At 70.4% G+C, this 12,785-nt stretch carries 10 protein-coding genes; 1 reads left to right on the top strand and 9 read right to left on the bottom strand.

Annotated elements, in window-relative coordinates:
• Positions 1 to 30: 30 nt before the first annotated feature.
• The 4 genes from IO24_RS0105595 to IO24_RS0105610 all read right to left on the bottom strand — a co-directional run bounded on the left by IO24_RS0105595 (position 31) and on the right by IO24_RS0105610 (position 4,299).
• Positions 31 to 2,610: a hypothetical protein gene (locus IO24_RS0105595; RefSeq protein WP_031132470.1), complete on the bottom strand. Its 2,580-nt coding sequence runs from the start codon at positions 2,608 to 2,610 to the stop codon at positions 31 to 33.
• Positions 2,611 to 2,766: 156 nt separating this feature from the next.
• Positions 2,767 to 3,177 (bottom strand): DUF6113 family protein, encoded by a 411-nt coding sequence (locus IO24_RS0105600; protein WP_031132472.1) that lies wholly within the window; start codon positions 3,175 to 3,177, stop codon positions 2,767 to 2,769.
• The gene (gene mshB / locus IO24_RS0105605) at positions 3,174 to 4,076 is read right to left on the bottom strand and encodes an N-acetyl-1-D-myo-inositol-2-amino-2-deoxy-alpha-D-glucopyranoside deacetylase (protein ID WP_045295958.1); all 903 of its coding nucleotides are present in this window, start codon (positions 4,074 to 4,076) and stop codon (positions 3,174 to 3,176) included. Before mshB ends, IO24_RS0105600 begins: the two co-directional genes overlap by 4 nt.
• A gap of 28 nt (positions 4,077 to 4,104) precedes the next feature.
• Positions 4,105 to 4,299 carry a hypothetical protein gene (locus IO24_RS0105610; protein WP_030842840.1) on the bottom strand — a complete coding sequence of 65 codons (195 nt, stop codon included), beginning with the start codon at positions 4,297 to 4,299 and terminating at the stop codon, positions 4,105 to 4,107.
• Positions 4,300 to 4,477: 178 nt separating this feature from the next.
• On the opposite strand from IO24_RS0105610, the gene IO24_RS0105615 reads away from it, so the two are divergent.
• Positions 4,478 to 6,601 (top strand): S9 family peptidase, encoded by a 2,124-nt coding sequence (locus IO24_RS0105615; RefSeq protein WP_031132477.1) that lies wholly within the window; start codon positions 4,478 to 4,480, stop codon positions 6,599 to 6,601.
• A gap of 219 nt (positions 6,602 to 6,820) precedes the next feature.
• Here the strand turns inward: IO24_RS0105615 and IO24_RS0105620 are convergent, their stop codons facing one another.
• The 5 genes from IO24_RS0105620 to IO24_RS0105640 all read right to left on the bottom strand — a co-directional run bounded on the left by IO24_RS0105620 (position 6,821) and on the right by IO24_RS0105640 (position 12,705).
• Positions 6,821 to 7,969: an ABC transporter ATP-binding protein gene (locus tag IO24_RS0105620; protein ID WP_031132479.1), complete on the bottom strand. Its 1,149-nt coding sequence runs from the start codon at positions 7,967 to 7,969 to the stop codon at positions 6,821 to 6,823.
• Positions 7,962 to 9,020: an ABC transporter ATP-binding protein gene (locus IO24_RS0105625; protein WP_031132481.1), complete on the bottom strand. Its 1,059-nt coding sequence runs from the start codon at positions 9,018 to 9,020 to the stop codon at positions 7,962 to 7,964. Before IO24_RS0105625 ends, IO24_RS0105620 begins: the two co-directional genes overlap by 8 nt.
• 11 nt (positions 9,021 to 9,031) lie before the next feature.
• Positions 9,032 to 10,000 (bottom strand): ABC transporter permease, encoded by a 969-nt coding sequence (locus tag IO24_RS0105630; protein WP_031132483.1) that lies wholly within the window; start codon positions 9,998 to 10,000, stop codon positions 9,032 to 9,034.
• Entirely contained in the window at positions 9,993 to 10,919 is a 927-nt protein-coding gene (locus tag IO24_RS0105635; RefSeq protein ID WP_031132484.1) for an ABC transporter permease, read from the bottom strand. The genes IO24_RS0105630 and IO24_RS0105635 overlap by 8 nt, the downstream gene beginning before the upstream one ends.
• A 145-nt stretch (positions 10,920 to 11,064) precedes the next feature.
• Positions 11,065 to 12,705, bottom strand: coding sequence for a peptide ABC transporter substrate-binding protein (locus IO24_RS0105640; RefSeq protein ID WP_031132487.1), 1,641 nt, complete (start codon positions 12,703 to 12,705; stop codon positions 11,065 to 11,067).
• Between the last annotated feature and the right edge of the window lie 80 nt (positions 12,706 to 12,785).

The following is a 12,785-nucleotide window of genomic DNA, read 5'->3' on the forward strand; positions in this document are numbered from 1 at the left end:
AGGGGCTCTCGTGCGGCGGGTGGCCGGAGGTCAGTTCGGCTTGGTGTCGATGACTCCGATGCGCTCCGCGGGCGTCTTGCCGCGCAGGGCCTTGCGCAGCGCCGTGACGACGTCCTGCGGGGTGACGTCCCGCTTGCCGCTCGCGCCCTCGATCTGCACGCCCTCGAAGGTCTGGCCGTACGCCTCCTGGAGCGCCTTGAGGTTGTACGTGTCCACGAGCTTGCCGTCGACGGCCTTGAAGCTCAGGATCTTCGGGAGGGACAACTCGCCGAACGGGATGCTGTGCGCCGCGTCGGTCTGCACGATGGCCTTGGCCGACATCGCCGGCTGGGCGAAGTCCTTCAGCACCCGGTCGACCTCGGCGTTCGACACCGTCGGCTGCCGGGTGGTGGTCGGCAGGTTCACCGTGCCGGCCGTGCCGGTCTCCACCTGGGTGCGGTACGCCTCCTCCACCGTTGTCGTCGCCTTGGCGAGGTCGATCCCCTTGCCCACCTTGCCGTACACGGGGACGGCCTTGCCGCCCTTGAACTCGATCGTGCCGTCGGTCGACGCGCCGGAGCCGCCCGCGGCGTCCTCCAGGGAGGCGTGCAGCTTCTCCTCGTCGACGGGCATGACCGGCGTGACGACACGGTGGTTGCCGAAGAGGGAGCCGATCACGGAGACCGGGTTGTAGTCGCTCTTCGCCGCCGCGTCGGCCGTGGCGTCCATGTCGAACTGCAGGCCCGCGTTGTCCGGGTCGAGGGCGACGGTCTTGCCGCCCACCGACAGCTTCAGCGGCTTGCCGGCATTGCCGTCGAAAGCCTCGTCGAGCTTGCGGACCGCGCCGTCGCGGGTGGTGCCGCCGATGTCGACGCCGAGCACGCTGGTGCCCTTGGGCACGTCGGTGCGGTTCATCAGCAGGCCGGCGCCGTAGACGCCACCGGCGAGGACGACCACGCCGACGGCCAGCAGCACCAGCTTGCTGCGCCCCTTCTTCTTCGGCGCCTTCGAGGAGCCGGCCGGGGGCGGGGAGACCGGCTCGGGCAGCTTCGGGGCCGTGTGCGGCACCGGGCCGTCACCGGGTGCGCCCGGGCCGAACGGCGAGGCCGCGCCGGGCGGTACGACGGGGATGCCGCTGGTGACGGTGTGCCCGGAGACGTTGTCGTGCCGGGGGCCGTAGCCCTGGCCGTCCGGGGCCGGCTTCTGCGGGGTGAGGATGGCGGTGTCGTCGCTCATGCCGCCACCGGGGCCGGGGCCCGCGGCGCCGGGAGCGGTGGCGCCGCCCTGCCCGGCCGGGCCCGCGGGGCCGCCAGGGGCTCCGGGCACGCCCGTACCGGCGGGGCCGCCCGGGCCGCCGCCTATGGCTCCGGGGCCGACGGGTGCGCCCGGGCCTCCCGGTCGGCCGGGGTCGTTGAAAGCACCGGGGGCTCCAGGGCCGCCGGGGGCACCGGGAGCGCCGGACTCGTGGAAGGCCTCCGGGCCACCGGACCTGCCCGGGGCGCCGAAGCCGCCGGGGGCACCAGGGCCGCCGGGGCCGCCGGACTCGTTGAAGGCTCCAGGGGCGCCCGGCTCATTGCCGAAGCCGCCAGGGGCGCCCGGGGTGCCGGGGCCACCGGGTGCGTTGAAAGCTCCGGGTCCGCCCGGACCCGCGGGTGCGTTGAAGCCGCCCGGGCCCCCTGGGCCACCGGGCCCGCCCTGCTCGTTGAAGCCGCCCGTTCCGCCCGCCGCCGGCGCCATCGGGCCGTCACCCGTGACCGGTCCGCCCGTCGGGCCGGCCGGGCCCTGGGATCCGGGGCCCCCGTAGCCGTTGGCGGTGCCCGGGCCGCCGGACCGGCCGTCGTAGCCGTCCGGCCCGTTCTGGCCGTTCTCGGAGAAGTACGGCAGGTCGTCGCGGCGCTGTTCGCCGCCGCCCGGGGCGGGACGCGAGCCGTTGCCCAGCGGGCCCGCCGCCAGGGCCTCGGTGACGTCGAAGGAGCCGGTGCCGCCGCCGTGCCCGGGCGCGACGGGGCCACCGGTCGCGCCGCCGGGGAGCCCGGCGCCGTTCGTACCGCCGGACCGGGAGCCGCCCGGCGCGCCCATGGAGCCGACCACGCCTCCGGGCCGCCCGGCACCCGGCCGGGCCCCACCGGACGTACCGGCACCGGCACCGTCCGCCGGACCCGAACCGCCCGTCAGCCCGGCCCCGTTGGTGGACCCGCTGCCCGGACCGCCCTTGCCTCCGCCGGACTTGCGGGGTGCGAACCAGTCGCTGGCCGGCTTGTCGTCGCCCGGCTGCGCGGGGTCGGCGGGAGGCTCGACCGTGCCCGTGCCCGTGCCCGTTCGCGTGGACGGGGCGGCGCCCGGCGCCGTCGAGGGCTCACCGTGCGTGTCGGTGTCGGCCGAGCCCTCCGCCTCCGCGACGGGTTTGCGCACCACCACGGGCGGAATGGGCCGCGACCCGGGGATGTTGATCCGGATCCGGGTCGTCAGCGTGGTCTCGGTCTTGCGTTCCTCCGGCCGCGTGGCGGAACGGCCCGCGTCCGTACCGGCGTCGGAGACCGTCGGGGTCCCGTACGGCGGCGTACCCGACGGGTAGGCGGCTCCGCCGCGCCCGTTGGGCCCGGAGGACGGAGTGTCAGTTTCACGACTCAAGGCAGGTTCTCCCGGTTGGCTCCGCCGCCCGACACGACCTCACGCGGGCAGCTCGGCGGCGCGCACCACCATACTGGCCACTTCTCGCCCGTATCCCGTGACCGCCGGGGAAACTCACACCGGACCCCCACGGCCACGTCCTGGCGAAGTGGTACGTCACTTGGCAAGTCGGACGGGATCGCCGTCCGGTTGCCGCCCGGGGGCGAGGGTGGCGCAGATCACAGCCACGGCGATGCCTCCGAGCAGGAAGAGATAGGAGCCGCTCCCCGCGGCGAAGAGGAAGTCACCCTCGGGGCGGCTGGCGGTGAGCAGGACGACGGCGAGCATCCAGCCCGCGGCGGCCGCGACGCCCCCGGCCCGGCCGCGGATGACGCGCGTGGCGCCCAGGACGGCTCCGGCCTCACCGGCCAGCGCGAGCAGCAGTCCGCCCGGGAACCACCCGGGCTGCACCAGCGCCCCGGCCACGCCGGTCACGGCGCCGAGCACGAAGAACCCCAGGCAGGCGCCGACGCGTCCGGCGGTGGGCGGCCGCATCGGCTGGGCGAGCATGGACGTCCGGTCGCTCATGAGGTCTCCTCGACACCGGCGAACAGGTCCGTCTCCCGCTCGCCGGGGCCCCGCTCGCCTCGCACCAGTTCGTAGTACTCGGTCGTGAGGATCGGCTGGGCGAGTTCGTTGGACAGCACGAAGTACGGCTCGGCGACGGTGATCTGCGTGGCGTGGGCGCGCATCGCGGCGGCCTTGGCGGCGGCGTGGGCGGTGCCATCGATCACGGTGGTGATCCGCTCCTCGGGCACGACACCCGGTACGTCGTCGACGTCGGCGGCCTTGGCGAAGGGCGTGCCGGGCAAATCCTCCCGGAGCCGTGCGAAGGACTCCTCCACAACCGGCCGGGGGACCCGGTTCCAGTAGACCTTGGGGATCGGCAGGCCGGCGTCGGCGGACAGGTCCGCGGCACGCATCGCGACGCGGTGGGCCTGGATGTGGTCGGGGTGGCCGTAGCCGCCGTTGTCGTCGTAGGTGACGAGGACCTGGGGGCGTACCTCGCGGATCACCTCGACGAGGTGTGCGGCGGCCTCGTCGACGTCGGCCTGCCAGAAGCAGGCCGGGTCGTCGTTGTCGGGCAGGCCCATCATCCCGGAGTCGCTGTAGCGCCCGGCGCCGCCGAGCAGGCGGAAGTCCGTCACGCCGAGCCCGGCCATGGCGGCGGTGAGCTCGCTGCGGCGGTGCTGGCCCAGGGCGGCACCCGTCAGGTGCGCGAGCTCGGGCGGGATGACCTCGCCGCGCTCGCCGAGGGTGCACGTGACCAGGGTGACGTGGGCACCCTCGGCCGCGTACCTGGCCATGGTCGCGCCGTTGTTGATCGACTCGTCGTCCGGGTGCGCGTGCACCAGCAGCAGACGCCTCGCGGAGCGAGGTGGGGGTCCCCCCTGCTCGGAGAGCCTGGGGGAGGGCAGTTCCGTCATGGGACCAGCCTACGAGGTCCCACGGCGGTCAGAACTTGATGCTGCCGATCATGCCCGCGATGTTCGTCGTCAGCTCGTTGATCGTGGGAGCGACCGTCGAGGAGGCGAGGTAGAAGCCGAGCAGCATGCAGACGATCGCGTGCCCCGCCTTCAGCCCCGACTTCTTGATGAGCAGGAAGACGATGATCGCCAGCAGCACCACCGCCGAAATCGAGAGTGCCACGGCGGCTCACCTCCAAAGATCCACAAGGGCGCGGGGGGGTCGGACTATGGGGGCATCAAATCCGTACAGCAGCCAGCAGGTTCATACCCACTATGCGACATTGATCATAACTATCCGGCTGCGCGCATCGATCGGCGCACGGCCGCACAAGGGGGCGCATGGCCAATATGGTCAGGGCATGACGACCGAGCCTCGCTCCTTCCCCCGACGGCACGCCCGTACCCAGCGCTTCACACTCGGCGCGCCGCGTTCGTTCACCGTGGCGCCCGACGGTTCGCGTGTCGTGTTCCTGCGCTCCGGTTCCGGTACGGACCGGGCGAATTCGCTCTGGGTCCTCGACGTGGAGGAGGGCGGGGAGCGTGTGGCCGCCGACCCGCGCGCCCTGCTGGGCGGCGCCTCGGAGGACCTCTCACCCGAGGAACGGGCCCGGCGCGAACGCAGCCGCGAGGGCGGGGCGGGCATCGTCGGGTACGCCACCGACACAGCCGTCGAGTTGGCCTCTTTCGCCTTGTCAGGGCGGCTTTTCGCGGCCGAGCTGCGGGCCGGGACGGCGCGTGAACTGCCCACGCCCGGGCCGGTGATCGACCCGCGTCCGTCGCCCGACGGGCGGTATGTCGCCTACGTCGCGCAGGGTGCGCTGCGGGTCGTGGGCGCGGAGGGGGAGGGCGACCGGGCGCTCGCCGAGCCGGAGTCGGAAAATGTCTCATACGGACTGGCCGAGTTCATCGCGGCCGAGGAGATGGGGCGGTCGCGCGGTTTCTGGTGGGCTCCGGAGTCGGACCGGCTGCTCGTGGCGCGCGCGGACGACACGCCGGTGGACCGGTGGTGGATCTCCGACCCCGCGCATCCGGAACGCGAGCCGCAGCGGGTGGCGTATCCGGCGGCGGGCACCGGCAACGCGGACGTAGGGCTGTTCGTGATCGGTCTGGACGGGGTGCGCACGGAGGTCGCGTGGGACCGGGCGCGCTACCCGTACCTGGCGCATGTCCACTGGTCAGCGGCGGGGGCGCCGCTGCTGCTCGTACAGGCGCGCGACCAGCGCAGTCAGCTGATCCTGGCCGTGGATCCGGATTCGGGCGCGACGCGGATGGTGCACGCCGACGAAGATCGAACATGGCTTGATCTTTTCCCCGGGGTGCCGTGCTGGAGCCCGTCCGGGCAGCTGGTGCGGATCGCCGACGAGGGCGGTGCGCGGGTGCTGGCGGTGGGGGAACGGCCGCTCACGGGAGCGCAGTTGCATGTCCGGGCCGTGCTGGACGTCTCCGACCACGACGTGCTGGTCTCGGCGTCGGCGGGTGCGGAGGCCGCGGACGCCGAGACGGGTCAGGTGCACGTGTACCGGGTGAACGAGCTGGGCCTGGAGCGGGTGTCGCAGGAGCCGGGCGTGCACGCGGCGGTGCGGGCCGGTGAGGTGACGGTGCTGGTCTCGGCGACTCTGAACCGGCCAGGTTCGCTGGTGCGGGTTCTGCGCGACGGAAAACCGACCAGGACTGTCCCTTCGCATGCAGAAGATCCCGGTATGTCCCCCCGCGTGACGCTCACCGAGGGGGGCGCACGCCGCATTCCGTGCGCCGTGCTTATGCCTCGGGACTACGACGGTGACACCCCCCTGCCGGTGCTCATGGACCCGTACGGAGGGCCGCACGGCCAGCGGGTGGTCGCCGCGCACAACGCCCACCTCACGTCACAGTGGTTCGCGGACCAGGGCTTCGCGGTCGTGGTCGCGGACGGCCGCGGCACGCCGGGCCGCTCCCCCGCCTGGGAGAAGGCGGTCCACCACGACTTCACGCTGTCGCTGGACGACCAGGTGGACGCACTGGAAGACCTCGCCAAGCGCCACCCCCTGGACCTGTCCCGGGTGGCGATCCGCGGCTGGTCCTACGGAGGCTGGCTGGCGGGCCTCGCGGTGCTGCGCCGCCCGGACGTCTTCCACGCGGGCATCGCGGGCGCGCCGGTGACGGACTGGACCCTGTACGACACCCACTACACGGAGCGCTACCTGGGCACGCCGGCGGAGGACCCGGAGTCGTACGCGAAGAGCTCGCTGATCACCGCCGAGGGCCTGTCCTCCCCCGCCGAGCCGCACCGGCCCCTGATGATCGTGCACGGCCTGGCCGACGACAACGTCGTGGTCGCCCACGCCCTGCGCCTGTCCTCGGCCCTGCTGGCGGCCGGCCGCCCCCACGAGGTGCTGCCGCTGTCCGGCGTGACCCACATCACTCCCCAGGAACAGGTCGCCGAGAACCTGCTCCTCCTCCAGGTCGACTTCCTGAAGCGCTCCCTGGGCATCACCACCGTCTGAGCACGGCAACGGGCCGGGGCGCCTCACGGCGCCCCGGCCCGTCTACGGCACCCGCACGGCCGTACGCTGACCAGCCTGACGCGTCCGTATATCGGAACCGGGTCGGCGAAGTTGCCTGGGTGTTAACGCAGTTGGCAGGGGTTCGGGGGGTGTGGGCCGGGGCCGGACAGCGGCGTTTCCCGGCCCCCCTGGGGGATGCCGGGAAACGAGGCGACGAGGTCAGGCCGCGTGGACCACGTCCTTCTCCTCCGCGAAGTGGCAGGCCGACTCGTGGGCCGCCGGGGTGTCCGAGCCCTGGAAGCGCTCCGGGATGGCCAGGAGGGGGACCTCCTGGGCGCACTTGTCCTGGGCCTTCCAGCAGCGCGTGCGGAAACGGCAGCCCGAGGGCGGGTTGGCCGGGGACGGGACGTCGCCGGTCAGGATGATCCGCTCGCGGCCCTCACGGGCCGCCGGGTCCGGCACCGGAACCACCGACAGCAGCGCCTGGGTGTAGGGGTGCGTCGGGTGCTCGTAGATCTCCGTGTCCGAGCCGATCTCGGCCATCTTGCCGAGGTACATCACACCCACCCGGTCCGAGATGTGCCGGACGATCGACAGGTCGTGCGCGATGAAGAGATACGAGAGGTTGAACTCGTCCTGCAGCTTCTCCATCAGGTTGATGACCTGCGCCTGGACGGACACGTCCAGCGCGGAGACCGGCTCGTCGCAGATGATGATCTCGGGGTTCAGGGCCAGGCCGCGGGCGATACCGATGCGCTGGCGCTGACCGCCCGAGAACTGGTGCGGGTAGCGGTTGATGTACTCGGGGTTGAGGCCGACGACGTCCAGCAGCTCCTGGACCTTGCGGCGGCGATCGCCCTTCGGCGCCACCTCGGGGTGGATCTCGAAGGTCTCCCCGATGATGTCACCCACCGTCATACGGGGGTTGAGCGAGGTGTACGGGTCCTGGAACACCATCTGGATGTTCCGGCGGACCGCCTTCAGCGCACGCCCGGACAGCTTGGTGATGTCCTGGCCCTTGTAGAAGATCTCGCCCGCGGTCGCCTTCTCCAGCATCATCAGCAGCTTGGCGACCGTGGACTTGCCACAGCCGGACTCGCCCACGATGCCGAGCGTCTCGCCCTGGTAGAGGTCGAAGGAGACCCCGTCCACGGCCTTGACCGCGCCGATCTGACGCTTGAGCAGGATGCCCTGGGTCAGCGGGAAGTGCTTGACCAGGTTGCGCACCTGCAGGATCGGCTCACCGCGCTCGACCGGGGCCTCGATCGCCGCGACGGCCTCTTCGTCGGTGGCCGCGTCAACCGTCTCGACCTCGGTGACGTTGGGGGTGGCGTCCATGGACTCGTCCGTCTTGTCCAGCTCAGCCATGGATCGTCTCCTTCCAGAAGTGGCACGCACTGCCGCGGCCGGCCAGCTCGCCGCCGTCCCGCTCGGTGACCGGGTGCAGCAGCGGGACGTCCGTACGGCAGATGTCCTGCGCCTGCGGGCACCGCGGGTTGAACGCGCAACCCGGCGGGATGCGCGTCAGGTTGGGCGGCAGCCCCTTGATCGCGTACAGGTCCTGGCCCTTCTGGTCCAGGCGCGGGATCGACTCGAGCAGCCCCTTGGTGTAGGGGTGCGCGGGCCGCTTGTACAGCTCGTGCACCGGCGCGGTCTCCACGATCCGGCCGGCGTACATCACCGCGATCTTGTCCGCGACGTCGGCGACCACGCCGAGGTCGTGGGTGATCAGGATGAGGCCCATGTTGTACTCGCGCTGCAGCTCCGCGAGCAGGTCCATCACCTGGGCCTGGACCGTCACGTCGAGGGCCGTGGTCGGCTCGTCGGCGATGATCAGGTCCGGCTCCAGGGCGAGCGCCATGGCGATCATGATGCGCTGGCGCATACCGCCGGAGAACTGGTGCGGATAGTCGCCGACGCGTTCCCTCGCGGCCGGGATCTTCACGCGGTCCATCAGCTCGATGGCCTTGGCCTTGGCGTCCTTCTTGCTCAGGCCCTGGTGGACGCGGAACATCTCGCCGAGCTGGTAGCCGACGGACAGCACCGGGTTCAGCGCGGACAGCGCGTCCTGGAAGATCATCGCGATCTTCCTGCCCCGGATCTTGCGCCGGGCGTCGCCCGACATGGTGAGCATGTCCTCGCCCCGGTACAGGATCTGGCCCTGCGGGATCCGCCCGGGCGGCATGTCGAGGATGCCCATGATCGCCTGGGCGGTCACGGACTTGCCGGAGCCGGACTCGCCGAGCACGGCGAGGGTCTCGCCGGAGCTCACGGTGTAGTTGACGCCGTTGACGGCCTTGGCCACACCGTCACGGGTGTGGAACTCGACGTGCAGATCGCGCACTTCGAGCAGGGGAACATCGCCCTCGGCCGCGCCTCGCGGCTCGGGCACGTTCCTGGTCTTGTCGATGGTGGTCACGTACGCCCTCCTCAGCGCAGCTTCGGGTCAAGGGCGTCGCGGACCGCGTCGCCGAGCATGATGAACGCGAAGACCGTGAGGCTGAGCATGCCCGCCGGGAACAGCAGCGTGTGCGGGTTGTCCCGGATCACCTTGCTGCCCTCGGAGATGTCGATGCCCCACGAGATCGTCGGGTCGCTGAGGCCGAGGCCGAGGAACGACAGCGTCGCCTCCGCCGAAATGTAACCGCCGAGGGCGATCGTGGCCACGACGATGGTCGGCGCGACGGCGTTCGGCATCACGTGGCGGAACAGGATCCGCGTGGTGCCGGCGCCCAGCGCCCGGGCCGCCGTCACGTAGTCGGCCTGCTTGGCCGTGATGACGGAGCTTCGGGTCACGCGGGCGATCGAGGTCCAGCCCAGGCAGGCCAGGGCCAGGATCACCACGTACACCTTGCGCTCGGTGAAGGCGTTCAGGACGACCATGGTGCCGAGCAGGAACGGCAGGCCGAAGAAGATGTCGACGATCCGGGAGATCATCGAGTCGATCCAGCCGCCGAAGTAGCCCGCCAGCATGCCGAGCAGACCGCCGAGCAGCGTGACGGCCGCGGTGACGCAGACGCCGACGAGGATCGAGGCGCGGGTGCCGTAGATGACGCGGGCGTAGATGGAGCGGCCCTGCTGGTCGTAGCCGAACCAGTCGGGCTGGAAGAAGTGACCCAGCTCCGGCTTGCCCAGGTAGTGGTGGACCAGGTCGCCGTCACGCGGGTCGACGCTGGTGAACATGCCGGGGAACGCGGCGATCACGAGCAGCAGGACCAGCAGCACCGAGGAGATCCAGAACATGGGCCGGTGCCGCAGGTCGTACCAGGCGTCGCCCCACAGGGAGCGGGGCTTCTCCCTCTTCTGCGCGCTCTCCTTGCCGGGGGCGGCGACGGCCGGCGGGGCCACGGCGTCCACGGCCGCGGCGTCGGTGGTCTGGGCCTTGGTCACGTCAGGCATACCGGATCCTCGGGTCCAGGACCGCGTACAGCAGGTCGATGAGCAGGTTGATCAGGAGGATGACGAGGACGAGCACCGTCACCACACCCGTGACCGTCGAGCCCTCGCTCGTCTGGATCGCCCTGTAGAGGAGGTTGCCGACACCCTGGATGTTGAAGATGCCCTCGGTGATGACCGCGCCGCCGATGAAGCCGCCGACGTCGGTGCCGACGAAGGTGACCACGGGAATCAGCGAGTTGCGCAACAGGTGGACACCGATGATGCGGCGCCGGGGCAGGCCCTTGGCGAGCGCGGTGCGTATGTAGTCGGCGCGCAGGTTCTCGGCGAAGGTCGTCCGGGTCAGCCGGGCCACGTAGGCCATGGACAGCATGGCCAGGACGAAGGCCGGCAGGAACAACTGCGAGTAGCTCGTGGAGTCCTGCACGTTGGGCGGCAGCCAGCCGAGTTCGTCGGCGAAGACGAACCGGGCGATGAAGCCCAGCACGAACACGGGGATGGAGATCACCGTCAGGGTGAAGACCAGCACGCCGGTGTCGGCGGCCTTGCCGGCCCGCAGACCGGCCCACGCGCCCAGGCCGACACCGATGATGATCTCGATGGTGATGGCCAGCAGCGTCAGCCGCAGAGTCACCGGGAAGGCCTCGGCCATCAGGTCGGCGACCGGGCGTCCGGCGAGGTTGCTGCCGAAGTCTCCCTTGAGGAGATTCAGCATGTAGTGGAAGTACTGTTCGAGGACGGGCTTGTCGAAGCCGTACTCGCGCTTGATCTGCGCGATCTGTGCGGGATCGGGAGCCTTGTCCCCGTAGATGGCCCGGACCGGGTCGCCCGGCAGAATGTGGACCATCAGGAAGATCAACAGAGTTGTCCCGATGAAGATCGGGATCATCTGGAGCAGTCGCCTGGCGGCGTAGCGCCCCATCTTGCGCCTCCATGCCGTGAGGGGGTCGGCGAGGCCTGCGCACTCATCTACCGCAGGTGAGGGGGGTGAGGTGGAGGCCTGTGCCTACGGACCGGTGCCGCCGCTCCCCTTCCGGGAGGGGCGGCACCGGCCTGCGGTCGTCTTGTTACTTCTGCTTGACCTGGATGGTGTCGAAGATCGGGTCACCGTCCTGGCCGTACTCGATCTTGCCCAGGATGTTGGTGGACTGACCGCTGTTGACCTTGTAGAACCAGAGCGGAATGGCCGGCATGTCCTTGGCGAGGAGCTGCTCCGCCTGCTGGTACATCTTCACGGTCTCGTCGATCGAGCTGGCCTTGTCGGCGTCGGAGCTCAGCTTGTCGAACTCCTTGTTGGAGTAGCCGCTGGTGTTGCCGGCCGCCGTGGTGCCGTACAGGTCGCGCATGAAGTTCGAGTTGACCGGGTAGTCGAGCACCCAGCCACCGCGGTACATGGACTTGACCTGGTCCTTGTCACGGGCGTCGAGGTCGGCCTGGAAGGTCGGCTTCGGGTCGCCGGTGCACTCCACGCCGGTGGACTTGCGGATCGAGTTGCAGACCGCGTCGACCCACGGCTTGTGGTCCTGGTCGGCGTTGTACTGGATCTGGATCTTGTTGCCCGGGACGCCGCCACCCTCCTGGATGAGCTTCTTGGCCTGGGCCGGGTCGAACTTGACGATGTCGCCGAGCGCGCCCTTCTTGTAGCCGAGGACGCCCGGGGCGACGTAGGAGTCGGCCGGGGTACGCGTGCCCTGGAGGACGGTCTTGGTGATCGTCTGGCGGTCGATCGCCATGGACAGACCCTGGATGACCTTGGGGTCGATGTCCTTGAACTGCTTGGTGTAGAACGCCGGGACGATCGACTGGACGGCCGAGTACGGCTCGTCGATGGCACGGTCGCCGAGGTCCGACTTGTAGTTCGTCAGCGCGGTGGTCGGGACCTGCTCGATCCAGTCCACGTTGTTGGAGCGCAGGTCCGAGTACGCGGCGTCGGCGGTCGTGTAGTTCTTGAAGTCGATACCGCCGTTCTTGGCGACGTTCGGGCCCTTGTAGTCCGCGAACTTGCGGACCTTGATGAGCTTGTTGTGCTCCCACGACACGAACTTGTACGGGCCGTTGCCGACCGGCTTCTCGCCGAAGCCCTTCGGGTCCTTGAAGAAGGCCTCGGGCAGCGGCGCCCACACGTCGTAGCCCAGCTTGTACGCGAAGTACGAGACCGGCTGCGTCAGCTTGATCGTGAAGGTGTTGTCGTCGACGACCTTCAGGCCCGACATCTTGTCGGCCTTCGGGTCACCCTTCTCCGGGTGCACGTCCGCGAAGCCGACGATGTCCGAGAACCAGCTGGAGTTGGTCTGGTTGTTCTTGATGTTGGCGGACCAGTTCCAGGAGTCCACGTAGGACTTCGCGGTGACCGGGGTGCCGTCGTGGAACTTCCAGCCCGGCTTGAGCTTGACGGTCCACTCCGACGAGTCCTTGTTCGGCGTGACCGACTCGGCGTTGACGTACTCGAGCTTGCCGGTGCCGGGCTCGTAGTCGACCAGACCCGCGAAGATCGTGCGCAGGACACGGCTGCCCTGGCTCTCCTTGGCGTTGGCCGGCTGGAGCGGGTTCTGCGGTTCGCTCAGCTGCGCAGTGACGATGCCGTTCGGGTCGGCCTTCCCCTTGTTCATGTCGTCGCCGGCACTGTCGTCGCCGCCGCCGCAGGCGGTGGCGGCCAGGGCGACGACTATCGCCCCCGCGACCCACTTGGCGCTCTTGGCACCGCGCATGGGTTCCTCCTATGAAGTCATTGGTTCACCGCAAAGGGAGCACAGACAGACCACCGCCACCGCCCGTCGCCGGTGCCGGA

Origin of the sequence: Streptomyces flavovariabilis (genome assembly GCF_000725785.1) — a bacterium.
Classification (GTDB): Bacteria; Actinomycetota; Actinomycetes; order Streptomycetales; family Streptomycetaceae; genus Streptomyces; species Streptomyces hawaiiensis.